Source organism: Flammeovirga agarivorans (assembly GCF_012641475.1).
Taxonomy (GTDB): domain Bacteria; phylum Bacteroidota; class Bacteroidia; order Cytophagales; family Flammeovirgaceae; genus Flammeovirga; species Flammeovirga agarivorans.
This window is the reverse complement of record NZ_JABAIL010000002.1, coordinates 653,501-678,737: the sequence shown is the minus strand read 5'-3', so window position 1 is coordinate 678,737 and position 25,237 is coordinate 653,501. Positions and strand designations below refer to the sequence as shown.

The following is a 25,237-nucleotide window of genomic DNA, read 5'->3' as shown; positions in this document are numbered from 1 at the left end:
TGATCGTCAAGTACAGAACTATTGTACTTTTTTGATTAGCTATTTAATCTGACATCCTCTTTAGATGAGGCTTAATAATATGCACCAACAATACAAATTATTACTCTCTATTCTGTTCTTCTTTACGTTTATAGAAGCTCAGGCACAACATTTCTTTCATTTAGACAAATTTGGAAAGAACCGTGTTCAGTATGAAGTCTTCGATTGGAGCTATATTGAAACCGAACATTTCGAATTGTACTATTATGGTTATGGAATCACCATTGCAAAAATGGCAGGGGAGATTGCTGAGCGTGAATACCAAAGTATTACAGAGACTATTGGGTACGCTCCTTTCTATAAAACCAAAGTACTTGTGTATAATTCTGTTCAGGATTTAAGACAAAGTAATATTGGCCTATTTCAGCAAGGTTATAAAATCACTGGACAGACCAGTTTTATTCGTTCTGAGGTAGAAGTAGCATTTAGTGGTTCAAAACATCTTTATGAAGAGGACGTAAAAAGAGCAATTTCTGATGCATTGATTTTTGAAATGATGTATGGTGGGTCATTAAAAGATATGATCAAATCATCTTACTTAATGAATCTTCCCAATTGGTTTGTTGTAGGTGCTTCAGATTATATAGCAAGAGGCTGGTCTAGAGAAATGGACGATAAAGTAAGAGATTTCTTTTCTAGACACCCTAAAAAATTTCCCAATATCAGATATATAGAAGGAGAGAATGCAAAGATTGTTGGTCAGTCGATATGGAATTACCTTGTAGAAAAATATGGCAGAAGCAATATGGCCAGTATTCTTAATCTTACAAGGATTGTTAGAGATGAAAAGGTGGCGATCCAAAATACTTTAGGAATTTCTTATGAAGAGTTTATCCAAGGTTGGAAAGATTTTTATCTAAATGAGCAAGAAACATTAAATGCAAGCTATAAAGAGATTGATAGAAAAGAGGCCATCAAGAAAAATAGAAAATCTAGAGTTTACAATAAAATTAATGTAAGTCCTGACGGTACCCGATTGGCGTATACTGAAAATGAGAAAGGGAAATATAAAATCAATATTTATAACCTAGAAAAGAAAAAAGTACAAACAGTATTTAAGAGTGGTTATAAAGTAGTCAATCAACAAATTGATTATGATGTGCCATTAGTTGATTGGATTAGCCAAGATGAATTAGTGGTGTTCTCTCAGAGTAAAGGACAGAATCATATGTGGATTTATAACTTATCCAGAGGTGGTTTTAATACGTTTTTTAGGTACTTAAAGCGTAAGATTGAATTCAAATTTGATCATATCAATGATATAGCGGTGTCTCCTGACGGAAAAAGGATCGTGATGAGTGCAGAACGAAGAGGACAAACAGATATCTATGAGCATAACATTGCAAGAAGGCGTACAAGACAAATCACAAAAGACTATTTCGATGATTTGAGTCCGTCATATATGAACAATAGTACTGATATCATCTTTAGTTCTAACAGAACAGTAGATTCTACTAAAACTAGAAAAGGAGACATTGAGGATATTACTGCTACTTTCAACCTTTTCCAATACAGTAAAAGTAAGCCTGCAGAACTTAAAAGATTAACTAATAATCTTGGTCAGGATTTTAAGCCAAGAATGTTGAATGATTCTACCATACTATTTTTAAGTGATAGAAAAGGTATTACGAATTTCTTTGTGTATGATCTTGCAGATTCTTTGACAAGACAAGTATCTAACTTTAAATATTCAATTAAAGATTTTACTACCTATAAGAATCAAGTAGCATATGTTGCTTACAGTGATGAAAAGGAACATATATATACAGGAAGGGTCAATGCAACCAAAAACGTTTTTACGCCAAAAACAAAAAGGCAACAAATCATGGACCTTAGGGAACTAAGGGAAATCAAACGTAAGAAAGAACTTCAAGAAAAACGTAGAAAAGAAGAAGAGGCAAGAATGGCTCTATTTAGAGAGCAACAAAAGCAAAAAGAACTGAAGAGAATTCAAGATTCTATCTATCAAGCCAAATTGGATGAAGAGCAAGAGCGTTTATTATCTATGAGTGATAGTGTTCAAGAGGTTGATGGTTCTGATATCATGTGGGATGATTCTGAGGCGTCAGCTGCTCAAGATACAACTGTAATTCAAGTAGAAGAAAAAGTAGATCCATCAATTATTCAAGAAGAAGAGTTGGCTAAACTTGACGACAATAAAGATCCAATGGATGAAGAAATCGACATTGATAACTTTACTTTTGCAAGTGTGGAGGCAAAAAGTAATTCAGGAGCACCAGATTCTGGCTTATTACCTCAGAAACCTACTTATTCCGAAAGCGAAAATGGAGAAACAGCGAATACAGATAATTATAAGTTTTTCTCTTACAGTAAAACCAAACGAGATGCCTTTTGGGATAAATACAATAACAGGTTAAAAGCGAAAGAAGAAGCATCTTCTTCTAAATCAATGTTCTCCAAATCAAAAGATTATGAAACAAGGTTCTCTGTTGATGGTTTTAATACAAATATGAGATTTGATCCATTGTATGGTTCAGGCCTTCAGTTTGAAGTGATGTTGACGGATCAAATGGAAAACCATAAAATCAATGCAGGTCTATTTGGTACATTCTCTTTAAACAATGGTAACTTCTTTGCTGAATATTTGTATTTACAAAGACGATTGGATTTTAGTTTAAGGTTTGAAAGAAATACACTAGAAGTAGAACAACTTTTACATAAATACAGCAAAACATACTACGAAGGTGGTGTGTCATTACCAGTAAGTATCAGAAGTAGAATTGAGGTACAACCTTTCTTAGCCTTCACAAGGTTTACAGATACATCAATCAACCCTGGTTTAAGTACACCAGATGTTAAAAGAGCATGGACAGGTTTCAATTTGGAATATGTATTTGATAATAGTCTGGAACGAGGAAAAAACATGTTGATCGGTACTAGAGCAAAGGTACGCTATGAAAATTATGTGGGTCTTTCTAGTATTTCAGAAAGCTTCCAAAATATATCCTTTGATATAAGACATTACCAAAAAGTACTTCGCTCGATGACCTTAGCATTAAGAGGTTCGGCAGGTAAATTCTGGGGGCAAAATCCTCAGACATATAGAATGGGTGGTATGGATAACTGGGCATTCGGCCAGATGGATAATGATCCAAGAGGCGTACCAGTGGAAAATGTAAATGATATTCCAGATCTGACAGATTTAATGTTTACTCAATTTGTAATGCCAGTTAGAGGTTTCAATTGGAACAAATGGGAAGGAGAAAACTATATGGTAGCTAATGCAGAATTAAGAATGCCGGTGATGAAGTTTTTAACAAAGAAGCCTGTGAAATCTAAATTGTTAAGAGATTTACAGTTTACAGTTTTCTTTGATATCGGATCAGCATGGACAGGAGTAAATCCATTTGAGGAAGATAATGCATTAAATACTGAAGAGATAGGACCTGTCGGTTCATTTGATGCAACAGTGAAAAACTTCAGATATCCATTCTTAATGGGACACGGTGTAGGTGCTCGAACTACATTATTGGGCTACTATTTAAAATTGGATGTTGCATGGGGAATCGAAGATGGATTTAGACAATCAAAACCAAAGTATTATGTATCTTTAGGTCATGATTTCTAATCGAAAAAAAGTATTTTAATGAAAACAACTAACAAAATCACCTTATTCTTACTATTCGCAATAGTAATGATAGGATCATCATTTTCGATGATAGACAACAACACAGTGACTAAGCTTCTAGTAAATCCAATGCTTCAAGTAACCGTTCTTGATGCTAAAGGAAATGTTGTACAAGGAGCAGAAGTAACACTTTATGCAAATGAAGATGATGCTTGGGATGAAGAGAATGGCATTCCAGGAAAAAGTAAAAGTAACCAGAATGGTAGAGTGAAATTTACTAAAGGTTTAAAAGAGCAAACTTATTATATCATCGCAAAAAAAGGAAACTTGGTTTCAGAAGATGGATTGAAGTCTTCTAAGCTACAGAAAAATAAATTGAACAAGGTCAATGTAATAATTAAATAGTATGCGATATACTAGATGATTTTATCATTGATTTATCATACAAAGGATGTTTTTGCTTAATGTAGAAACATCCTTTTTTATTAAATGAACTTACTATGGAAATAAAGAGATTGGAATTGTTTTCAAGAGACATTAATGCTCAGAAAGAGTTTTATACCAAAATTCTTGAGTTACCATTAATTGAAGAACACTCTAAAAGCTTTACTGTGAAAATAGGTCACTCTGAATTACGGTTTTCAATGAATAAGAAAGCTACTCCTTATCATTTTGCTATTAATATTCCAACCAATAAAGTTTTAGAAGCAGTAACATGGTTAGAGGAAAGAGTAGTTTTATTAAAAGATGGTGATGATAAAATTATTGACTTTAGAGCATGGAATGCAGAAGCTTTATATTTCTTTGATAAGGATGAAAATATTGTGGAATTTATTAGTCGACATCGTTTGGAGAATCAGATCGAAAGCAATTTTTCATCAGAAGCATTATTAGAAATATCAGAGATAGGAATGCCCTTGAAAGATATTGAAAGTGGGTATAAGCAATTAAATGAAAAAGTAGCTCTTCCAATATTTGATGGTAGTTTTGATCGTTTTTGTGCTATTGGAGATGAAAATGGTTTATTTATATCGATCAATCCTGAAAAGAAAAAAGATTGGTATCCTACCAATAAAACTCCAGAACAATCAAGTTTTAATATCACCTTTAAGCAGGGGACAGATTTGTATGCTATGTCTTTTAATGAAGGAGAAATTGAAATAAAAAAAAGTAGTAACATTTAAGCTACTACTTTTTTCTTATCAAAAATGACTCTATTTGATATATCTAAAGTCGTGGTTATTTTCTAATTGCTTGATAAACTCATGCATTAATTTAATTATATTCTCAATATCATCAGCATGTGCAGTTTCTACAGTAGTATGCATATACTTTAAAGGTAATGAGATTAATGCTGATGGTACACCTCCATTAGAGTAAGCAAAAGCATCTGTGTCTGTTCCAGTTACTCTAGATGAGGCAGCTCTTTGGAAAGGAATTTCTTTCTCATTGGCAGTGTTGATCAACATCTTTAATAAATTGTTTTGAACTGCAGGAGCAAATGTTAATACAGGGCCTCTTCCTCCTTTAGTATCACCTTCCAGTTGCTTATTATACATTGGTGCAGAGGAATCATGACATACGTCTGTAACGATGGCAACGTTAGGCTTAATAGTCTGAGTAATCATCTCAGCACCTCGTAGGCCTACTTCTTCCTGAACAGCATTAACGATATATAGACCAAATGGAGGAGTGTAATCTTTTTCCTCTTTGATTCTTCTTGCCACTTCAGCAATCATAAATCCACCAATGCGGTTATCTAAAGCTCTACCAGAGTAGTAACGACCGTTGAAGAGTTCATGTAATTGATCTTCATAAGTAATTACTGTCCCAACATGGATTCCAAGTTCTTCAACCTCTTCTTTGCTTTCTGCACCAACATCAATAAAGATATTTTCTAAAGTAGGGTTTGCTTCTTTACCAGGTTTACGAGTATGGATTGCAGGCCAGCCAAAGATACCTTCTACAATACCTTTTTCACCATGTAAAAGCACTCTTTTAGAAGGAGCGATCTGATGGTCAGAGCCACCATTTCTGATCACATAAATATATCCTTCAGGAGAGATGTAATTGACGAACCAAGAGATTTCATCAGCATGAGCTTCGATGACCACTTTATATGGAGCATCTGGGTTGACTACACCTACTGCAGTGCCATAGTTATCTACAAAAGTATCGTCTACATAGGGTTTGATATAATCCAACCAGATTTTCTGTCCTTCCGCTTCGTAACCTGTTGGTGAGTGATTATTAAGGTATTTATATAAAAAGTCTTTACTGTGTTGATCCATATTAATTCTATTAAAAATCTAAAAAAATAAAACTTTGAACTTATTCTTTTACGTTAAGTTACATAGATCAATTTATTCTTATATCATCTTTATGAATTTTTTTGATGATATATTAAATTGAGCAACTGTGGAAATACATTAGACTAAAATAAAGATATGCGTGCGTTATTGATTGTTGATGTCCAAAATGATTTTATACCAGGTGGAGCATTGGAAGTTCCAGAGGGAGATCAGATCATTCCGGTCATTAATAGTATTATTCCAAAGTTCGATCTCGTAGTAGCTAGTCAGGATTGGCATCCTGCTGACCATAAAAGTTTTGCTATAAGTCATTCAGATCGAGATATTGGAGAAATTGTAGATTTAAACGGACTTCCTCAGATTCTATGGCCTGTTCACTGTGTAGAAGGATCTAACGGAGCAGAATTTGTCGATGCCTTAGATCAATCTTCAATTAAAAAGGTATTTAAGAAAGGGACAGATAAAGAAGTAGATAGTTATAGTAGTTTTTATGATAATGATAAAAGACATGATACAGGTCTAAATCAATATTTAAAAGACAACAACGTTGAAGAAGTGTTTATTGTAGGTTTAGCAACAGATTATTGTGTTAAGTATACCGCTTTAGACGCTAAGTCTTCTGATTTTAAGACATATGTGATCGAAGATGCTACAAGAGGGGTTAACTTAAGAGAAAACGATGTGGAAAATGCCTTTACTGATTTAAGGGTATCCGGAATCAAAGTAATTCAAAGCACAGCATTAGAAAGTGTTTTTGAAGGAGAATAAAAAAAAGCATTGAGAAGGTAATCTCAATGCTTTTTTTTATTTATTGGTTAATGTCTCCCATATCAGAATCAACACCTTCGGCACCAATTCTACCAATTTCTTGGTCGATTAACCATAACCCTTGAGGTGAATCTTCACCAATTAAATCAAAGGCATCTAATATAGTACGAGCTGTTTCTTCTTCTTCTCTTTGCTCTGCAACAAACCACTGTAAGAATTGGAATGTACTAAAGTCTTTAGATTGGAAGCAGCAATCTACGATTTCATTAATCGCTTTAGTTACTTTCACTTCATGCTCTAACACCAATTCAAAAACTTGACGTAATGAATCAAATTCATGTGGAACAGCTGTGATTTCAGCAGCCAATGCATGTCCACCTACAGCATTAATATATTTGAAGAATTTCAACATATGCTGACGTTCTTCTTCAGCATGTTCATATAAAAATTCCGCAGCTTTTACATATCCTTCTCTCTCACACCATGAAGCAAAAGATAAGTAATACTGTGATGACTGATCTTCTAATTGTACTTGTTGGTTTAACATTCTTTCGACTTCAGAGTTCAGCGAAGTCTGTAAACGTTTTCTTTCGTTTCCCATGTTATAAATTTTAAGTATCGGGTGTTTTTATCTTACCTCTTGTAAAATAAAGGTTTTTAGACCGATTTTGTTTTATTGATGTTCAGAAATATCTTTTCTAGAAGTTTTTTAATATTAATCTAAATAAAGTTTGGAATTTATTATGCTTGCATACTATTTTAGCTAAACCAATAAAACAGAAAGATTAAATATTACTTGTTTCTATACTTAAATTAGGCAAGTGATCACCAATTAACAACATAACACATGAAAATTTTAGTTTGCATTAGTCACGTACCTGACACAACTACTAAAATCAAGTTTGCAGATAATAAACTTGATACAAACGGAGTTCAATTTATCATCGGACCTTATGATGATTTCGCATTGGCTCGTGCCGTAGAAATCAAAGAAAAAGAAGGTGGTACGGTTACGGTTCTAAATGTAGGACTTGCAGACACAGAGCCATCTATCAGAAAAGCATTGGCAATTGGAGCAGATGATGCAGTACGTATCAATGCTGAGCCTGTAGACTCATTATTTGTTGCTAAACAAATTGTAGAGTATGCAAAATCACAAGATTATGATATGATCTTAATGGGTCGTGAATCTTCAGATTATAACTCTGGATTAGTACACGGTTTAGTAGGAGAACTAATGGATTGGCCATCGATTGCACCAACAATGCGTCTTGATATCGATGGATCAACGGCAAAACTGCACAGAGAGATTGAAGGTGGTCATGAAGAAGTTGAAGTGGCTATGCCTTTTGTTGCAGGTTGTCAAGAACCTATTGCAGAGTGGAAAATTCCAAATATGAGAGGAATCATGATGGCTCGTAAGAAACCACTTCAAGTTGTTGAGCCAGTAGCGGTAGAAGGTGTCACTACATACCAATCATTTGAGTTACCAGAAGAGAAAGGTGACTGTAAAATGGTAGATGCAGGACAGATGGATGAGCTTGTTGGTTTATTGAAAAACGAAGCACGCGTACTTTAATCCTTCTTATCTAAACTTAAACACACATAAAATCAAATTAGACATGTCAGTATTAGTATTTATAGAAGCAGATAATGGAGTGATTAAAAAATCTTCATTAGAAGCAGTTACATATGGTTCAAAAGTAGGAGATGTTGTTGCTGTGGCAATGGGAAGTATAGATGCTTCTGAATTGGCTTCAGTGGGAAAATATGGAGCATCTAAAGTGCTACATTGCTCTGATGAACGCTTAAATGATGGAGTAATTTCTGCAACAGCAAAACTTATTGCAGAGGCAGTAAACCAATCTGGAGCAGATTTAGTCGTGATGTCAAGATCATCTCTTGTTGATGCAGTTGCAGCTAGAGTAGCAATAAAAGTAGGAGCTTCTGTTGTTGCTAACGTTCAAGATTTACCAGACACTTCAAATGGTTTCGTTGTAAAAAGAGGTGTATTTACAGGTAAAGCGTTTGCTAACGTATCTATTCCAGAAGGTAAGAAAGTACTAACGGTTTCAAAAAATGTTGTTCCATTAGAAGAAACAGGAAGTGATGCTGTAGTTGAGGAATTATCAGTTGCATTTGCAGACAGCGACTTTGGTGTGAAAAGAATATCTGTACATAAGCAAGATGGAGATATTTTACTTCCAGAAGCTGATCGTGTAGTTTCTGCTGGTAGAGGTATGAAAGGACCTGAAAATTGGCAGATGATCGAAGATTTAGCTTCTACACTAGGAGCAGCTACAGCTTGCTCTAAACCAGTTTCTGATATGGATTGGAGACCACATCACGAGCATGTTGGACAAACAGGTATTAAGGTAGCTCCGCAACTTTATATTGCAGTAGGTATCTCAGGTGCTATTCAGCATTTGGCAGGGGTAAACTCCTCTAAAGTAATCGTTGCGATTAATAAAGATCCTGAGGCTCCTTTCTTCAAAGCTGCTGATTATGGGGTCGTAGGGGATGCTTTTGAAGTTGTTCCTAAATTGATAGAGGCTATAAAAAATAATCAGAATTAACTATTCTGTAAATAGATGTAAATAAATTTTAAAGTTTATTTGTTAATATTTAACGAATTTATTGATATTTATTAATAGTTCCCTATATTTGTAATACTTCGGAGATATTATTGTCTTATTTGAAGATTTTTTAAACTTAGTCGGATACTTTTTCCTTTTCTGGCGAACTACTGATGAAAATCGTATAAAGAACCTCAACATGAAAGTGTTGAGGTTCAGTTTTTTATAAAGTTTTTTTATTTCAAGCGATTTCTAATCCTTGTTAATTTCTTTTGGACTCTTTTCTTGTCTTTCTCCTCATCGTATTCTTCTTTATCAAATAATATCGCTTTTTGATAATGAATTATAGCTTCTTGAAGATCTCCAATTTTAACATAATAATCGCCTTTGATTTCTAAATTCAGATGGTTGATTTCTATATCCAAGCTGTGGTCTATCCACTCTAATGCTTCTTGTATCTTATTTTTATCATCAAGGCATTCTTTAGCATTATTCGCAAAAAAGTACCACTTACCATGATGAATAAGCTTAGATTTTCTTTCTCGTTTACTATTGTCCTTCAATGTATCATCTTGAAAATCAAAGGAACATAACAAAGGGAGCACACTTAATAATAGTAAGTAAAGGGACCGATAGTTCATCGCGTTAAATTTTGAGAGTAATTGTATAACATGAGTTTTAATACAATATCTAACTCAAAATCTATATGAAAATAATTTAACACACTGATAGTCAGATATTTATTTATTATTGATGATTGGTGTTAATGTACGTAAACGGACGTTGTTGTCAATTTAGTACACTTACTGTACGCTAACTCTCAGTTATTTAGAAGTGAATGCATCCAATTGAGGTGTATTTCTGATGTCTACAGGAACTACAGTAGTAACTCCTTGTTCGATCATCGTAACACCATAGATAACATCGGTAGAAGCCATAGTTCTCTTATTATGTGTAACCATAATAAATTGGGAATTTGATGAGAACTTATTAATAATTCTACAGAACTTATCAACATTGGCGTCATCTAAAGGAGCATCTACCTCATCAAAAATACAGAATGGGGCAGGCTTTAATAGGTAAATAGAGAACAATAATGCCGTAGCTGTTAGTGTTTTCTCACCACCTGATAATTGATTGATTGTTAAAGGACGTTTACCTTTTGGTTGTGCAAGGATCTCAATTTTTGAGTTAAGTGGATCATTGTCATCTGCCAATCTTAAATCACAGTTATCTTCTTCTGTAAATAGAGATCGGAATACCTCCATAAAGTTGTCTCTAATTTGGGTAAAAGCAGTCATGAACTTTTCTTGAGCGATATTATCTATATCTTCAATTGTTTTCATGAGTTGTTCCTTCGCTTTATTGAGGTCTTCTCTTTGTCCTAATATAAATGCATTTCTTTCTTTGATCTCATTAAATGCATCAATAGCAGTATGATTAATTGCACCTAATGAATTTAGCTTTCTTTTTGACTCCTCACTTATATGTTCTAATTCATGTATTGGAGTGTCTTTATATTCATTTTCCTCTTCCTGTTCTTCTTCAGAAGGTTTGATCAATAGTAATTGCTCAAGATCTACCTCAAACTCAACCGCAATTTTTTCTTTTACAGACGTCAATGAAAGTCTTAAAGCATTGATGCGTTCATTTGCTCCCATCAATTCTTGGTCAATACTTTCTTTTCTAGTTTGTTGCTGCTTAATCTCGATTTCTGTGTCTTCGATTAAAGCTTTGGTGCCTTTGTAGTTTTCTTCTGCTTCTAATACGCCTTGTTCAATATTCTGGCGTTCAACCTCCATCTTTTCAAGAGCCTCAGCACCTTCTTCATCAATAGAATCAGATTGAAGTAAATCTCTATCGACATTTTCAATTTCTTCTATATTCTGATCAATTCTATTCTGTGCCTTGACTAGCTCTTCATCTTTGAAGTCAATTTCTTTCCTAAGTGAATTGTATTGATTCTCTTGCTGTAAAAAATTGATATGAAGTTGATTGTACTTACTAGATAATTCGACTTTCTTCTCTTTTTCAATGGTCAAATTATCTTTCATTTCATCCAGTTGTTCCTCCATATACTCTAAAGAATAAGTTTCATCTTCGAGTAGAGGTTTACTTTCTGAAATAGTAATTTCGGCTTCTCCAATTCGCTCAAGTATTTCTTCTTTCTTGTTACTACTTTGTTCCAAGAATTTCGCAAATTCCTCTTTTTGAGTTTTAATTTTGATTAACTCCTGAGTAACAACTTGAGCATTATGTTGAGCACTTTCAAGTTCATGCTGTAGGTTGATTTGTAATAGCGATTTATGTTCCGCTTGTTTCTCAACCTTTGTGATATGTATGTCTTCTGCTTCCTTTTCTAAAGCATTAATTTCTTCAGTCAGCTGTTCTAAGTGTCGGATTCTACCTAAAGATTTCCCTTCAAAGGATCCTGTAGAGCCACCTGTAATTGCCGATTTCCTTCGGATAGCTCTACCATTTTTAGTGACTAGAATAACACTATCATTCTTTGGAAGGTTATTTTGATTCCTATGCACAATATAGACCCCATCTAACAAATACATGATAAGGTGTGCATACTTGTCGTCATAGTCTACTAATTCAAGTGCAGGAACAGCATCATCCACAGACTTTCTTGGAGAAGGTGAGTATCCTTCGAATTTATCTAAAAGAAGGAAATTGGCCTTTCCTTTTTTCATCTCTTCTAAAAGGTTGACTGCTCTCCAAGCTTCCTCTTCATTTTCTAATACGAAATAATTAAGATAGGGAGATAAATACCCTTCAATTGCTGCTCTATATTCATCTTCACAATGAAGTGTATCTGAAAGCATCGGAGCCTCTTTAGCCCATTCAGTATTTTGTTTTAAATACTTAATCGCTTCAGGATAGCCTTCTAAATTGTCGACTAATGACTTTGTGAGTTTATGTTCGTTTTTCTTGGCATCAAGAATTCTATAGATCTCAGATGAGCGATCTTTTATATTCTCAAGGTCTTCTCTACAAAGTTTAAGTTTTTCCTGATGTGCATTATATTTTTCTTTTACCTCTTCATATTCCGTAGTGGCACTTAAACGCTCACTTTCTAAAGAGGCAAACTGAGTATCAAATTCAGCAAGGCTTGAGGCTTTGTCAGATGATTCTTCATGTGCTCTTTCTAACTCTTGCTTCAGAGCTGAAAGTTGTACCTCGTTGATTTCAATTTTCTGTTTTAATTGGAAAATTGTTGCCTGTTTGCTTTTTACCTGTTGTTCAAACTCATTCGTCTGAACTTCTAGTTCATCGGACTTTTGTGTTTGACTATCTCTTTGATGTTGGGTAGTAGTTAATTCATTTTCTACTTCCATCACCATTTTCTCAATGGAGTTGAGTTGAATTTGCAAACCTTCAATCCCTTGTTGAGCTAATGCAATAGCTTCTCTATCAATAGTGGATTGATTTTGTAGGGTTGCCTTCTTTTCTTCTAAAAACTTGCGACGTTCTCCTTTAATACGCTTTTCAGATTCTATCTGACGCATTTTAAGGATATGTTCATTTAATGTCTTTTGTCTTGAGGCTAGAAGTTGCTCTTTATCAATAGACTCCTTTTTTTCTTTTGATATTGAAGCTTCTAATTCTTCAATTCTTTTAAGAGTATTGTTTCTTTCTTCATTACCATTCGTCATAGTATCAGCGAGCTTGTGCATTTCGTCAGCTTGTGTTGATACTTTTTTTATGGCTAATTGAATACTGGATTCTCTATATGTTTTCTTTAGTTTAAGATATCTCTGGGCTTGCTTGGCTTGTCGTTCGAGTGAACGCATATTTTTTTCAACCTCAAACAATAAGTCATCAACACGTTCTAAATCAGCATCGGTATCTTTTAGTTTTTTTAGCGTCTCTTTCTTACTCTTTTTAAACTTTGAAATACCTGCAGCCTCTTCAAAGAGTGTTCTACGGGCATTTTGAGTGTCATTAAGTAACTCATCAATCATTTTTAACTCAATGATTGCATAACTATCAGAACCAATACCTGTATCTAGAAATAAGCTATGAATATCTTTCAGACGACAAGGAACACCGTTGAGAGAATATTCACCTTCACCAGAACGATAGAATCTACGACCAATTGTTACTTCTGTGTATTCTGTCGGTAAAAGGTTTTTGTTGTTTATAAAAGTAAGGTAAACTTCTGCCATTTGTAATGGACGTCTAGACTTAGTACCATTAAAAATGATATTGTCCATTTTTTCAGATCGAAGAGCTTTAGTACTTTGCTCTCCCAATACCCATCGTATAGCATCAACAACATTGGATTTACCACTACCGTTGGGTCCAACTACAGCAGTAATACCTTTGTCAAAGTTTAGCGTAACTTTATCGCCAAAACTTTTAAAGCCTTTTATTTCTAGTTTCTTTAGTAACATTTGGTCTATTTAGTAACTACCAAATGTAACTAATCTTAGTTTTTATTGCACAACAAAGCCTCCCAAAATTGAGAGGCTTTTCTATAATTATTTAATTTAAGTAAGTATTATTAGGGATGTCTATGTGAATAGAATTTACTTCTTAGTGGTAGTGGCCCCACTATTTTCATATTTTGTGATAAATTTTATTTGCTCTCTTGCGGCAACATTAAATTCACCAGGATAATTCTGAGAGAAAGTCATTTTAGCTTCTTTCCATTGCCCTTCTTTGATCTGAACTAAGCCTAGTAAGAAATTCGCTTTATAGCTCGTTTTCGATACTTTATTGTTTCTCAAGTCCGTTAAGATCTCTGTAGACTTTTCATACTCATGGGCTTTCATGGCTGCAACGCCTTCCATTAAGCGTACATCTGGTAATGGAATCCCACATTGTTCAAATTCCTTAATGTGTTTATTGGCTCCATTGAGATCACCAAACTTTAATTCAAGATCAATAAGGTCAGCTAAGATTTTTACCTTTTGAGTGTTTTCAGGTTGAATGGAAACTTTATGCTCTAATAGAACAACAATATCATGTCTATTTAAACTGTTTTCTTTAATCTCAATTAGTAAATCATAAGCGGGTTCAAAGTTAGGATCCATCTTGATGACATTAGTTAAGATCTCTTCTGATTTTTGAATATCATACAATTGGTAATGAGCCCATGCGATCTGATATTGATATTCGGGAGTCATCGTATTCACCTTACTTTTTAACTTACCATCTGTTACTTCTTTAAAAGCAATATTCGCATTTTTATAATCTTCTAAAGAATGGTGTGCTACACCTAATTCATAGTAATAATGATCATGTGCCTTACCTTTTTCCTTCTCCATTTGAGCAATAGCTTGTTGCATACTGGCTTTTGCTAGTTCATGGTTTTTAGTGATGTAATTATTGTACTTTGCATCCATGTATAGGATGTAATCATCTTGTGGATTAATGTTTTTGGCGTCGGCGATGTGTGGTCCAGCTTTTTCAAATTGTTTAGTTTTATCAAGGATATTGATAATTCTTGTTTTGTACTTTAACTTTTTGTCTGAATCAGTGACAATAGAATATGCAGCATCTAAGTGCTCTACAGTTTTGTTGTAATCTTTTTTCTCTTTGTAGAGTAATGCAAGTTTAAGATGTGCATCTAAATAGTTGGGATCTACCTTCGTTGCTTTTTCAAAAGCCTTTAATGCATCTTTTGTCTTTTTCGTTTTTAGGTAGACGATACCAAGTTGATATTGGTATTTCGGGTTATCAACATCTTTAGCAATAGCGACCTCATAAGCCATAATTGCTTCGTTGAATTTTCCCATCTCCGCATAAACTTCTCCTTTGACAAAATAATCTTCAGCACTGGTATCTTGAGCATAAGAGAAATTAATTAGAATTAAAGATGCAAAAAGAAAAGAGTAAAGTTTTTTCATTTCGTGCTATTTTAGTGGATAGTATTGGATTATTTAAATATTAAAGTCTATATAATTATAACGTTTTTGGGTGTTATATCTTTCAGAATTTAATAAGAATTTTAGACTAAAGTATGATTTTAAGATAAAAGTTACTTTTTTAAATAATTGACTATTAATATTTTATGAAATAGTATCACTTGAGGAATATACTGAAGAAGAAGTTATGAGTTGGAAGGAAAGGTTTAATGAATTAGAAATTAAGACATATGATAAAAAAGCATTAGTAGACCTATTAGAACAGGTAGATCTTTATTTATCAAATCAACAAATTTCAGATAAAAATATTGTTGCAGGAACATGGGCTTCATTGATGTTGAAACCACCATTTTTTGGATTGATGCTACTCACTGATAACTCACTATATTTTGTTGGTGTTGATCAAAAAACAAAAAAGTTGGAGAGTTTTGAATGGATGTTCTCTGAAACGGAAAAAATAGAAAAATTAGAAGATTCTAAATTGGGAATCACTAAAGCTATCGATATATTTTTCGATGGAAAGCAAATTAGATGGGCTGGTATGAAAGGATTTATACCTTCATCTTTTATATTGAAACTAGAAAAGGTTTGGCATACTTAAAAGTAAAATCCAAATTGAAAACTACCAAAACATAACAACACATATACTTTACACACAAACATGAAGAAAATTAAAAGGTTGCTTATTGCTAACCGTGGTGAAATTGCATTAAGAATTATCAGGTCTGCAAGAGAAGAGGGAATCTACACTTTAGCGGTATACAGTGAGGCAGATATTGATGCTCCACATGTACTCGCAGCAGATCAGGCTGTTTGTATTGGTCCTCCTGCGTCTTCACAGTCTTATCTGGATATGGAGAAAATTTTAAAGGTTTGCCATGAATACAAAATTGATGCGATACATCCAGGATATGGCTTTTTATCAGAGAATGCCACGTTTGCAAAAAGGGTAGAAGAAGAAGGAATCACATTTATTGGACCATCACCAAAAGCTATTGAAGTGATGGGGAGTAAGCTGGAAGCCAAGGCCACCGTACAAAAGTTTAATGTACCATTAGTTCCCGGAGGAGATGAAGCCATCGATGATATAGAAAAAGCCGAGAAGATGGCTTTAGAGGTAGGTTATCCGATCTTAATAAAAGCCAGTGCTGGAGGAGGAGGAAAAGGAATGAGAGTGGTGGAAGATCCTAAAGATTTTACATCACAAATGGATAGAGCGGTGAGTGAAGCAATGTCTTCTTTTGGCGATGGAGCTGTTTTTATCGAGAAATATATCCAAAAGCCAAGGCACATAGAAATTCAGATTTTAGCTGATAAGCATGGAAATGTCGTTCATTTATTTGAAAGAGATTGTTCAATTCAACGTCGACATCAAAAAGTTATTGAAGAGGCTCCATCAGCAGTGTTATCGGATCAGCTTAGAGCAGAAATGGGAGAATGTGCAGTGAGGGTCGCCCAATCTTGTGATTATGTTGGAGCAGGTACAGTAGAATTTATTTTAGATGTTGACAATTCTTTCTATTTCCTTGAAATGAATACTCGTTTGCAGGTAGAGCATACTGTAACGGAAGAAATCACTCAGCTTGATTTAGTAAAAGAACAAATTAGAATTGCTGAAGGAGAGGAGTTGGGTTATGCACAAGAAGATCTCAAAATTCAAGGACATGCTATTGAAGTGAGAGTTTATGCAGAAGACCCTTATCAGAATTTCCTACCCGATACAGGTAAATTAATTCGATACCAAGAGCCTGCTGGTATGCGAGTAAGAGTAGACAGCGGTTATAGAGAAGGAATGGAAGTAAGCATGCACTATGACCCAATGATGGGTAAACTGATTGTTTGGGGCAAGGATAGAACTGAAGCAATTGCAAGAATGTTAAGAGCAATTGATGAATATAAGATCACAGGCCTTGAAACTACACTTCCTTTCTGTAAGTTTGTATTCCAACACGAGGCCTTTATAAGTGGAAACTTTGGGACTAACTTTGTGGGGGAATATTTTAAACCTGAATTTTTAGAAGAATCGTTATCAGAAGAAGAGGAGTTAGTAGCAATCGCTACAATTGCAGAACTTTTTTATAAAAAGAAAAAGTCAGAGGAAACATCTGAACTGACAAATTTGTTAACTCCATGGAAACTGAGAAGGTTGACATAGATAATAATGAAATATTTAAAACAGATTACTTTTTTAGGCTTAATTGCTTGCAACTCATTAATGTTTTCTTGTGCAAAACCATCTGGAATAACACAAGATGAGTTTGATATGAAAACATGGAAAAATGATCCGAATGCTTGTCATGGTGATAGAGAAAAATTAGAAAAAGACTTTATCTCTGTGAAAGATAAATTATTAGGATCAGGTATCTCTGAAGTAAGATCTGTTTTAGGAAAGCCTGATAGAGTAGATTTAGACAAACGTTCTACTAAACAATATGTCTATTATGTGACATCAGGTTCGCAGTGTGGATCAACGGGTAATGTAGAGGGGAAAAGGTATAAAATTTATTTTGATGCACTTGAAACTGTACGTGAAGTAGCTCCAATACTGTAAAAAACTATTCACTCTCAATACTTGGTTTGAATGAAATATGGTATTATAGAACGATAGAGAGTGAATAGTTTACTAACTAAATTGAGTGAAGTTATTAATCATCAAATTTACTTTCAGGACGTGTGATTTTTCTTTTTCGATGTTTGTCATACATCCAACAAATTGTAAGCTGACAGCTAATGAGAATTGATTTTAGCAGTGATACATAGTAAGTTGTTAAAGTATCTGTACGATTTCACATAAAAAATATGTGATGTTTAAAGTTCGATAAAAAAAATTAAACAATAAAGTCTTAATTAATATTATAATTGCTTTTTTGTTTATACATGAAATGTTACTTCGAAATGTATAATTAGTTGTTTTATTAATTATATCACAATGGATCTCAAGTTTTTAAAACAGTTGGTCAATCAAGGAGAGGGGTTTAAGATTGAGTTTAAGAAGAAAGCGGCCGACCCTTTAAAAATAATGAAAGAGGTAGTTGCCTTTGCCAATAAGTATGGTGGCTACTTGATAGTTGGTGTTGCAGACGATGGTAGAATAGATGGTTTTACTGATGTAGATGGAGAATTGTTTGTGTTAGAAAAAGCCATTAAATCAAGGTTGTCTGTAAAAATCGATTATACTGTTTATAAGGTACAAGTTTCTGCAATGCGTCAAGTATTGGTAATCGAAATCCCGCCAAGTACAAAGCAGCCTGTATTCTTACTATATAATCTAAAAAGAAGAATAGGTAAACCTTATATTAGGGTAGAAGATAAAAGTGTTCAGATGAGTAAAGTGATTCGAAGATTACTTAAAGAAAGAAGTAAATCGGAGGAACATGTTGTCTCATTTGGAGAAATTGAAAGGAAGGTACTCCAATTAATAGATCAGAAAGGGTATGTAACTGTTGATGAACTAGTAAAATTGGATATGGATGAAAGTGAAGTTGTTGAGGCCATCATTCATATGTGCCTAGCAAATATATTACAGGAAGTTCCTAGGGAAGTAAATGATAGGTTTATTATACATCCATCATCTAAACTTGCTTGGAATACATAAAAAAAGGAGTAGCTTTTAAACTACTCCTTTTTTTATTATTTCTTACCTAATTCAATAAATGGTATAATCATTTCATCAATAGAAATGCCTCCATGTTGGAATGTATCCTTGTAATAACTAACATAATAGTTGTAGTTATTAGGGTAAGCAAAGAAATAATCTTCTGTTGCAAAAACATATGAGGTAGATACTTCAGTTTTTGGCAAGCCAAAGTCTTCTGGATGTCTGGCCACTAAAACATTCTTTTTATTGTAAGAAAGGTTTTTACCTTGCTTGTACCTCAAGTTGGTATTGGTTTCTCTATCACCAACAATTTTGTAAGGTTTACGCGTTCTTACAGTACCATGATCAGTAGTGATAAAGACCTTACAATCTTTTTCTGAAAGCATTTTTAGCATTTCATAAAGTGTGGAGTGCTCGAACCATGATTTTGTGATAGAGCGGTAGGCAGCTTCATCTGGAGCAAGTTCACGAACCATATTGGTGTCTGTTCTTGCATGTGAAAGCATATCAACGAAGTTATACACTACAGCATTGAACTTCTTATGCATTAAGGCATTGATTTGATCATTTACCTGCTTGCCTTGTGAAGCTCTAATAATCTTGTTGTAAGAGTATTTATCTTTGATACCATGACGAAGTAGTTGTTCTCCTAAAAGTTCTTCCTCATAGTTGTTTTTACTTTCTTCATCGTTATCATTTACCCACCATTCAGGATATGTAGCTTCAATTTCTGATGGCATTAAACCAGAGAAAATAGCATTTCTAGCATACGCTGTGGTTGTTGGAAGAATTGGACAATAAACATCTTCTTTTATTGAGAATAAGTCTGCAACTAATGGCTCAATTACTTTCCATTGATCATAGCGAAGGTTATCTATCAGGATAAAGAAAGTACTATTGTCATTTTCTTTTACGTATGGGAATACTTTTTCGGCAAGTAACTCATGAGACAATATAGGTCTTTCATCTGGCTCTTCCATCCAGTCGATATAATTGTCTTTGATAAACCGACAGAAGTTATGATTCGCTTCATTCTTCTGCATTTCAAAGACCTCACTCATACTTTTATTTTCTGTCTGATTGATGGCAAGGTCCCAGTATACAATCTTTTTATAAGTTTCTACCCAATCTTCCCAATCCATATCATTCATGAAAGACATCATGATGCTTTGGAAATCTTGTTGATAGGCAGAATTGGTTTTTTCGTCGACTAATTTTTTCTTATCCAGTAGTTTTTTTACAGATAATAGTATCTGTTTTGGATTGATAGGTTTAATAAGGTAGTCAGCGATTTTTGCACCAATAGCATCTTCCATAATGTATTCTTCCTCACTTTTAGTGATCATTACTACAGGAAGACTAGGTTTAATTCGTTTAATCTGCTCTAAGGCTTCAAGGCCTGTCATACCAGGCATGTTTTCATCCAAGAAAATGATATCAAATTCTTCTTCCTCACATTTTTCGATTGCGTCGAGACCACTTAAAACAGGAGTTACATCATACCCTTTTTTAGTTAAGAAAAGAATATGCGGTTTTAATAATTCAATCTCGTCATCGGCCCATAAAATACGTTGTTGACTCATTCTTTTGGGATGGTTTATCTATAATTATTTTTTAATTATTACTTAAGACACGAACATAAAGTTTCGGTTGTAATATAAAAATATGGATTTATAACAAAATAAGAAATCTCTTAACTAATCCACTTAAAGATATTCGTAAAACGAAAATATTATTATCTTCTTAAAATTATTAGTAGAATATTGCGTTAGAAAAGAGAAGTGCTCGTCACTTGGTCAAAAACTAAGATAGAAAACCTACTTAAACCAAGAATAATAAAAATGTTATGGAGGAAAACTCAACAACCCCAAAGAAAAACTTACTCATCATCTTAGGTTCAGTTTTCGGTGGAATTCTCCTGATCACAACAATCGCTTTCTTTGTCTTTAGTGGAGACGATGATGAAATCCATCCGGATTTAGTGGTTATTGATGAATATATTAAAGACAATACAGTTTGGAACCTAAATGGAGATGCTGTAGAAGGTAGTGCGGTAGCTATATCTATGCGATTACCCAATATGAACATTCAAGAAGTGGAAGAAGCTGTAGAGAGAGCTGATCAGAATGTTCGACAGGTAGATGCAGACATCAAACAGTTAAAAGGTAACTTTGGCGATGATACAGGACAGTTGGAAGAAAGTTTAAGAAACCTTCAAGCAGAGCTGTCTAACATGTCTGATATTTACCATTATACTGAAATTTTATCCGATAATATATCACAAAGTGATGCAAGTGGTCAGAGTGGGGCAGTACAAGCTGCATTAACTAGATTATTAGCTACTAGAGATGGATATATTAGAGATATCAATATCATGCAGGAAAATATCGACAAGGTTTTATCTGCAATGGAAAGTATGAGAAACCAAAGTGGGACGATTGGAGGAACAAAAGAAGCTATAGAAGAGCTAGAAGTGGCTAATAAAAGACTTTTTGAAGAAGGTCGATCACTATTAAGAACACTTTTTTCTTTTGAATATATCTATAACCAACACCGAAAGGCAGGGGCCTCTGGGGAAAGTATTGATGTATTTTATATCGCCTTACAAGATTATCTGTATGATAGAATCATTGTAGAGAAATCACAGAAGAGCTTTTATGCTAAGAAAGGAAAGTTTGATCGCGTAGTAGAAGAAACTAAAAATAGATTAGGTTCACTTGATGAAATTGTTGCTTTACAGCAAAAAAGAGAAGTGAAACTAAGTGAATATAATAAGCTTTCAGAGCACTTGGGAGCCTTAAATGAACTGTATTCAGATGCAGGCATTACCTTAACAAGTAGTGGTTATAATGAAATGGAGTTTGTTACTGATGAAGATTGGGAGTTTTCTGTTTCAGATGATGGAGATAATTCTCCATTAGTGGTTGTTTACAGAGTAGAAGGAACTCCACTGACTTCAGGGCTAGTTGTTGCCAAGGCAAAATATAATTTATCATTTGAGAATGAAGACGGAGATGAACTTCTTTTAAATGGTAAACTAGAAAATGAAATAAGTGCACAGTAAAAAGCGGAGATTTATTGCTAGATTTGGGCTTATCGTTTGTAAATTCGCACAAACTAAAAGAACAATCATATGATAAATCACACGGTTTTATTTAAAATTAAAGATGAGGCAACTTCATCTCAAGTTACAGCAATGATTAATGCATTAAACGCATTGGGTAACAAAATTGAAGAAATTAAGGAAATCCACGTTAAAGAAAATTTCTCGGATAGAGCAAAAGGTTTTAGCGTAGTACTTTATTCAATTTTTGAAACTGAGGAAGCATTGAATAAATATCAAGTGCACCCTGCTCATGTTGAAGTTGTTACTGACCATGTAAAACCTATTCTTGAGGATATTTTAGTGGCAGATATTGATTACTAATAACTGCACAAATGATAAGGTTCCTGTTGCAAAATGTAACAGGAACCTTTCTATTTAAATAATGAACTAATCTAACTATTTATTTTCTTTTTCCACCTCTATGGTGTCCTTGTCTACCTGCTTGGCGTTGTTCCATTTCTGCTGCTAATTCATCAACAGATTTCGTTGGGTCCATTAGCAAGAACATAGGAGCTTTATTTTGGTCCATCATCATACCCATTTTACCATGACGACCTCCTTTGCCTCCTCTTTTACCTTCAGCTCCTTCAGGCTTGTATTTGTCAAAGATAGCCTTCATATCAGCTTTCCACTTTTCCGCATTTTCTTTGTTACCTTCTTTTAATGCTTCGAAGTCAGCTTCATGATTGTCTACAATTGCCCAAGCATCTGTCATGATTAAACGCATTTCTTTTTTAGCAGCTTCAAATGCTTTACGTTGTTCTTCAGTAGGCTCTTGTGAACGATCTCTTTTAGGCATATTTTCTTTTTGTGCCTTTAGGGTGTTGATTCTTGCTCTTAAAGATTCAATTTCTTTTTTCTCAGAAGATGAAAGCTTCTTATCCAACTCTTTACGTTGTTCAATCATAACTGGAAGTACATTCGCTTTCATATATGCATTGATTTCCTTTTTTGCTTCCTCTCTCTTTTTAGGATCTCCTTTACCTTGACAAAATGCGAAGAATGATACTGACACTAGAGCTAATACGATTAATGATATCTTTTTCATGGTATTTAATTTTTTAAGCAAAGAACCTTTTCTGTTTGTTCTTGCTGATTGAATGATTTAATTATTGATACTTCAAAGGTGGAGGAAAGGATGCATTATTTATAAATCTTTCAACGAACGATAAGTTTTTTTCAACGAACGAACCCATTCAGAAATAAAAAGGCAAAAAAAGAGGTCATCCTATTAAAGATGACCTCGATTGTTCCTTAAGTATTACGGTAGTTATTTTCCTAATGTAGTATGTAAACCACATTCTGTTTTACCTTGTCCTGACCAACGACCAGACCTGTCGTCAGACCATAAAGGTTTTGTAGGGTCTGCTTTTGCTGTACATGGCAAACATCCTACGCTAAAATACCCTTTAGCAACTAATGAGTGTAGCGGTAGTTTTCTTTCATTGATATATTGAAATATCATTTTAGAATCCCAATCTAAAATTGGATGATAACGTAACACACCGTGCTTACCTTCTTCTTCCTTCTGCATTTGTGCTCTAACTGCAGATTGACCTTTTCTAATGCCATTGATCCAAACGTCATGTTCTTTTAAAACATCTTCAATTGGTTCAACTTTATTAATGTGACAACATCTGTCAGGTTGGTTTTTATATAAAGGTTCACCATTCTCGTCTACTTGTTCTGAGACAGGAATGTTCGATTTAATATCAATTACGTTTATCCCTAGTTGTTCTGCTAGTTGATCTCTGAATTCTATTGTTTCTGGAAAATGATAATTTGTATCCAGGAAATAGACAGGAATAGACTTATCTATTCTACTGATAATGTCTAACAGAACTACGCTTTGTGGCTGAAAAGAAGAGCTAGCAAAAATACGTTTGCCCTCCGCTTTGTATTTCGCCAATTGCTCCGCAATCTCATCAATGCGTTCATCAAAAGATGTTGCAGAAGCTTGTGATATGATACTTTGCGATGACATAGCTGTTAACTTTTATTTAATCTACTAATTATATAGGATAAATGCGAAATAATGAAAAGTTCCTCTTTTTTCAAAATATTAGCACAAAAAAAAAGGATTCAATTGCAAATTATGTTGAATCCTTTTTTGGTATTTTTTTAGCTGTATATCAAAAGATTAAAAACCTCTTTTAAGTTCAATACTAGCTCTAATAGGCCTAGAAACATTGCCTGCGTTGTCCTTAAAGCGAATATAGACATGTTTCATTCCATCAGTTTCTCCTTTTAAAACCCAATTTTCAAATTTTGTTGATGCTTGCTGCCATTTTCCTCCGCTAAACGAAGAACTGTTGCTAATCATCATAAATTTTGCACCATCAGGTTGTATATCTAAAGTCACTTGCTTATTGATATCAGTGGTAGATTTTTCTCCATGGTTAATGCTCAAGCTGATGTTTTGTGGTGCTTGAGTGTCAATATCAATAGAAGCAGAATACGTCTGTGTCTGATTACCGGCTAAATCTTTATATCTAACGTAGATCATTTTTTTGCCATCACCATCTGTCAGTTTAATGGTTTTCTTTCCGTTGAACAATTCCCATTTACTATCAATAAATTTTGGATCTTGAGCAACGATCATAGAATCTACCTGACGACAAGTGAAGCTAACATTTACAGTACGATCTTGTCTGTTGGTGATTTTTGCACCGTCATTTATTTTTATGCCTCCAGCAAATGGAGCTGTTCTATCAACGGTAATTTCATCAGAAACAACAGGGGAAACATTACCTGCTTGATCTCTATATCTAGCATATATTTTTCTGATCCCATCATCGCCAGCAGTTAGTTCCCATTCTACGTAGTCATCTTGAATAAGACGCCACTTATTACCGTGGAAAGATGTTGTATTCCCTAATTGGTAATATTTTGCTCCTTTTGCAGAAAGAATCACACCTACTTTTAGACTGTTTTGGTCAGTTAAGTAATTAGAAGGAACATCCATCTTTACTCCAATGTCTGTAGGAGGTTCTGTATCTAAAATGATTTTTTTCATTAACGTTTTAGATTCGTTTCCATCTACATCCTTGAATTTGTAGTAAACGCTTTTAGTCCCGTCACCAGCAGACAATGTATAATTGAAAGGTGTTTGAAAACGGATCCATCTAGAACCTTCAAAAGATGGGCTGCCACTAGCCATCATTTGGGTAATTCCAGTTCCATGAATCTCAACAATAATTTTTGTTGAATTTGTATATTTTCCGGACTTATAAATTATTCTAGTTCTATCCAAAGGTGTTTGGGCAAAACTAATTTGACTACAAAGAATAAAGAATGAGAGAAAAATAATTCTCGTTAGAGTACTCATTTTAAGTATTTTTTATCAAATAAATGATGTAATTTTTCTAAT

At 34.0% G+C, this 25,237-nt stretch carries 21 protein-coding genes; 12 read left to right on the top strand and 9 right to left on the bottom strand.

Translation table 11 applies throughout. The annotated features are described in order from the left end of the window. The first annotated feature begins 64 nt into the window (after positions 1–64). The 3 genes from HGP29_RS07520 (at position 65) to HGP29_RS07510 (ending at position 4,812) form a co-directional block, all read left to right on the top strand. Positions 65–3,628 (top strand): LpqB family beta-propeller domain-containing protein, encoded by a 3,564-nt coding sequence (locus tag HGP29_RS07520; RefSeq protein WP_168881755.1) that lies wholly within the window; start codon positions 65–67, stop codon positions 3,626–3,628. An 18-nt stretch (positions 3,629–3,646) separates the two neighbouring features. Continuing rightward, entirely contained in the window at positions 3,647–4,033 is a 387-nt protein-coding gene (locus tag HGP29_RS07515; RefSeq protein ID WP_168881754.1) for an Ig-like domain-containing protein, read from the top strand. Between the two features lie 95 nt (positions 4,034–4,128). Further along, positions 4,129–4,812, top strand: coding sequence for a VOC family protein (locus tag HGP29_RS07510; protein ID WP_168881753.1), 684 nt, complete (start codon positions 4,129–4,131; stop codon positions 4,810–4,812). 30 nt (positions 4,813–4,842) lie between these two features. On the opposite strand, the gene HGP29_RS07505 is transcribed toward HGP29_RS07510, so the two are convergent. After that, on the bottom strand, positions 4,843–5,919 hold the full coding sequence (locus HGP29_RS07505) for a M42 family metallopeptidase (RefSeq protein WP_168881752.1): 1,077 nt from the start codon (positions 5,917–5,919) through the stop codon (positions 4,843–4,845). A 156-nt stretch (positions 5,920–6,075) separates the two neighbouring features. Here HGP29_RS07505 and pncA point away from each other — a divergent pair, with 156 nt between their 5' ends. After that, positions 6,076–6,708 carry a bifunctional nicotinamidase/pyrazinamidase gene (gene pncA / locus HGP29_RS07500; RefSeq protein ID WP_168881751.1) on the top strand — a complete coding sequence of 211 codons (633 nt, stop codon included), beginning with the start codon at positions 6,076–6,078 and terminating at the stop codon, positions 6,706–6,708. Positions 6,709–6,748: 40 nt separating this feature from the next. On the opposite strand, the gene HGP29_RS07495 is transcribed toward pncA, so the two are convergent. Next, positions 6,749–7,309 carry a ferritin gene (locus tag HGP29_RS07495; protein ID WP_168881750.1) on the bottom strand — a complete coding sequence of 187 codons (561 nt, stop codon included), beginning with the start codon at positions 7,307–7,309 and terminating at the stop codon, positions 6,749–6,751. A gap of 246 nt (positions 7,310–7,555) precedes the next feature. On the opposite strand from HGP29_RS07495, the gene HGP29_RS07490 reads away from it, so the two are divergent. Both HGP29_RS07490 and HGP29_RS07485 read left to right on the top strand, forming a co-directional pair. Beyond that, positions 7,556–8,287, top strand: a complete 732-nt coding sequence (locus HGP29_RS07490) for an electron transfer flavoprotein subunit beta/FixA family protein (protein WP_168881749.1) — start codon at positions 7,556–7,558, stop codon at positions 8,285–8,287. A gap of 43 nt (positions 8,288–8,330) precedes the next feature. After that, positions 8,331–9,284, top strand: a complete 954-nt coding sequence (locus tag HGP29_RS07485) for an electron transfer flavoprotein subunit alpha/FixB family protein (RefSeq protein WP_168881748.1) — start codon at positions 8,331–8,333, stop codon at positions 9,282–9,284. 236 nt (positions 9,285–9,520) lie between these two features. Here HGP29_RS07485 and HGP29_RS07480 read toward each other — a convergent pair whose 3' ends face one another. The 3 genes from HGP29_RS07480 to HGP29_RS07470 all read right to left on the bottom strand — a co-directional run bounded on the left by HGP29_RS07480 (position 9,521) and on the right by HGP29_RS07470 (position 15,145). Beyond that, complete coding sequence (locus tag HGP29_RS07480; RefSeq protein WP_168881747.1) at positions 9,521–9,925, bottom strand: tetratricopeptide repeat protein; 405 nt, start codon at positions 9,923–9,925, stop codon at positions 9,521–9,523. Positions 9,926–10,108: 183 nt separating this feature from the next. Next, positions 10,109–13,687: a chromosome segregation protein SMC gene (smc, locus tag HGP29_RS07475; protein ID WP_168881746.1), complete on the bottom strand. Its 3,579-nt coding sequence runs from the start codon at positions 13,685–13,687 to the stop codon at positions 10,109–10,111. 135 nt (positions 13,688–13,822) lie between these two features. Further along, positions 13,823–15,145, bottom strand: coding sequence for a tetratricopeptide repeat protein (locus HGP29_RS07470; RefSeq protein ID WP_168881745.1), 1,323 nt, complete (start codon positions 15,143–15,145; stop codon positions 13,823–13,825). Positions 15,146–15,350: 205 nt separating this feature from the next. On the opposite strand from HGP29_RS07470, the gene HGP29_RS07465 reads away from it, so the two are divergent. The 4 genes from HGP29_RS07465 (at position 15,351) to HGP29_RS07450 (ending at position 18,758) form a co-directional block, all read left to right on the top strand. Next, the gene (locus tag HGP29_RS07465) at positions 15,351–15,764 is read left to right on the top strand and encodes a hypothetical protein (protein WP_168881744.1); all 414 of its coding nucleotides are present in this window, start codon (positions 15,351–15,353) and stop codon (positions 15,762–15,764) included. Positions 15,765–15,824: 60 nt separating this feature from the next. Further along, positions 15,825–17,318, top strand: coding sequence for an acetyl-CoA carboxylase biotin carboxylase subunit (locus tag HGP29_RS07460; protein ID WP_168881743.1), 1,494 nt, complete (start codon positions 15,825–15,827; stop codon positions 17,316–17,318). A gap of 6 nt (positions 17,319–17,324) precedes the next feature. Next, on the top strand, positions 17,325–17,714 hold the full coding sequence (bamE, locus tag HGP29_RS07455) for an outer membrane protein assembly factor BamE domain-containing protein (RefSeq protein WP_168881742.1): 390 nt from the start codon (positions 17,325–17,327) through the stop codon (positions 17,712–17,714). A 378-nt stretch (positions 17,715–18,092) separates the two neighbouring features. Further along, positions 18,093–18,758, top strand: coding sequence for an AlbA family DNA-binding domain-containing protein (locus HGP29_RS07450; protein WP_168881741.1), 666 nt, complete (start codon positions 18,093–18,095; stop codon positions 18,756–18,758). A gap of 35 nt (positions 18,759–18,793) precedes the next feature. Here HGP29_RS07450 and porX read toward each other — a convergent pair whose 3' ends face one another. Then, a complete protein-coding gene (gene porX / locus HGP29_RS07445; protein ID WP_168881740.1) occupies positions 18,794–20,344 on the bottom strand; it encodes a T9SS response regulator signal transducer PorX in 1,551 nt (516 codons plus the stop codon). A 263-nt stretch (positions 20,345–20,607) separates the two neighbouring features. On the opposite strand from porX, the gene HGP29_RS07440 reads away from it, so the two are divergent. Together HGP29_RS07440 and HGP29_RS07435 are read left to right on the top strand one after the other, a co-directional pair. Further along, complete coding sequence (locus HGP29_RS07440) at positions 20,608–21,825, top strand: hypothetical protein (protein ID WP_168881739.1); 1,218 nt, start codon at positions 20,608–20,610, stop codon at positions 21,823–21,825. Positions 21,826–21,894: 69 nt separating this feature from the next. Beyond that, complete coding sequence (locus HGP29_RS07435) at positions 21,895–22,188, top strand: Dabb family protein (protein WP_168881738.1); 294 nt, start codon at positions 21,895–21,897, stop codon at positions 22,186–22,188. A gap of 79 nt (positions 22,189–22,267) precedes the next feature. Here HGP29_RS07435 and HGP29_RS07430 read toward each other — a convergent pair whose 3' ends face one another. The 3 genes from HGP29_RS07430 to HGP29_RS07420 form a co-directional block, all read right to left on the bottom strand. Further along, complete coding sequence (locus HGP29_RS07430; protein WP_168881737.1) at positions 22,268–22,915, bottom strand: hypothetical protein; 648 nt, start codon at positions 22,913–22,915, stop codon at positions 22,268–22,270. Between the two features lie 222 nt (positions 22,916–23,137). Continuing rightward, on the bottom strand, positions 23,138–23,851 hold the full coding sequence (locus tag HGP29_RS07425; RefSeq protein ID WP_168881736.1) for a phosphoadenylyl-sulfate reductase: 714 nt from the start codon (positions 23,849–23,851) through the stop codon (positions 23,138–23,140). 156 nt (positions 23,852–24,007) lie between these two features. Further along, a complete protein-coding gene (locus HGP29_RS07420; RefSeq protein ID WP_168881735.1) occupies positions 24,008–25,195 on the bottom strand; it encodes a hypothetical protein in 1,188 nt (395 codons plus the stop codon). Between the last annotated feature and the right edge of the window lie 42 nt (positions 25,196–25,237).

Coding starts and splice junctions, on each gene's coding strand:
- HGP29_RS07515 (WP_168881754.1), top strand. CDS start 3,647: ATGAAAACAACTAACAAAATCACCTTATTCTTACTATTCGCAATAGTA.
- HGP29_RS07480 (WP_168881747.1), bottom strand. CDS start 9,925: ATGAACTATCGGTCCCTTTACTTACTATTATTAAGTGTGCTCCCTTTG.
- HGP29_RS07465 (WP_168881744.1), top strand. CDS start 15,351: ATGAGTTGGAAGGAAAGGTTTAATGAATTAGAAATTAAGACATATGAT.
- HGP29_RS07490 (WP_168881749.1), top strand. CDS start 7,556: ATGAAAATTTTAGTTTGCATTAGTCACGTACCTGACACAACTACTAAA.
- HGP29_RS07470 (WP_168881745.1), bottom strand. CDS start 15,145: ATGAAAAAACTTTACTCTTTTCTTTTTGCATCTTTAATTCTAATTAAT.
- bamE (WP_168881742.1), top strand. CDS start 17,325: ATGAAATATTTAAAACAGATTACTTTTTTAGGCTTAATTGCTTGCAAC.
- HGP29_RS07505 (WP_168881752.1), bottom strand. CDS start 5,919: ATGGATCAACACAGTAAAGACTTTTTATATAAATACCTTAATAATCAC.
- HGP29_RS07440 (WP_168881739.1), top strand. CDS start 20,608: ATGGAGGAAAACTCAACAACCCCAAAGAAAAACTTACTCATCATCTTA.
- HGP29_RS07460 (WP_168881743.1), top strand. CDS start 15,825: ATGAAGAAAATTAAAAGGTTGCTTATTGCTAACCGTGGTGAAATTGCA.
- HGP29_RS07495 (WP_168881750.1), bottom strand. CDS start 7,309: ATGGGAAACGAAAGAAAACGTTTACAGACTTCGCTGAACTCTGAAGTC.
- smc (WP_168881746.1), bottom strand. CDS start 13,687: ATGTTACTAAAGAAACTAGAAATAAAAGGCTTTAAAAGTTTTGGCGAT.
- HGP29_RS07435 (WP_168881738.1), top strand. CDS start 21,895: ATGATAAATCACACGGTTTTATTTAAAATTAAAGATGAGGCAACTTCA.
- HGP29_RS07425 (WP_168881736.1), bottom strand. CDS start 23,851: ATGTCATCGCAAAGTATCATATCACAAGCTTCTGCAACATCTTTTGAT.
- HGP29_RS07485 (WP_168881748.1), top strand. CDS start 8,331: ATGTCAGTATTAGTATTTATAGAAGCAGATAATGGAGTGATTAAAAAA.
- HGP29_RS07450 (WP_168881741.1), top strand. CDS start 18,093: ATGGATCTCAAGTTTTTAAAACAGTTGGTCAATCAAGGAGAGGGGTTT.
- HGP29_RS07510 (WP_168881753.1), top strand. CDS start 4,129: ATGGAAATAAAGAGATTGGAATTGTTTTCAAGAGACATTAATGCTCAG.
- porX (WP_168881740.1), bottom strand. CDS start 20,344: ATGAGTCAACAACGTATTTTATGGGCCGATGACGAGATTGAATTATTA.
- pncA (WP_168881751.1), top strand. CDS start 6,076: ATGCGTGCGTTATTGATTGTTGATGTCCAAAATGATTTTATACCAGGT.
- HGP29_RS07520 (WP_168881755.1), top strand. CDS start 65: ATGAGGCTTAATAATATGCACCAACAATACAAATTATTACTCTCTATT.
- HGP29_RS07430 (WP_168881737.1), bottom strand. CDS start 22,915: ATGAAAAAGATATCATTAATCGTATTAGCTCTAGTGTCAGTATCATTC.
- HGP29_RS07420 (WP_168881735.1), bottom strand. CDS start 25,195: ATGAGTACTCTAACGAGAATTATTTTTCTCTCATTCTTTATTCTTTGT.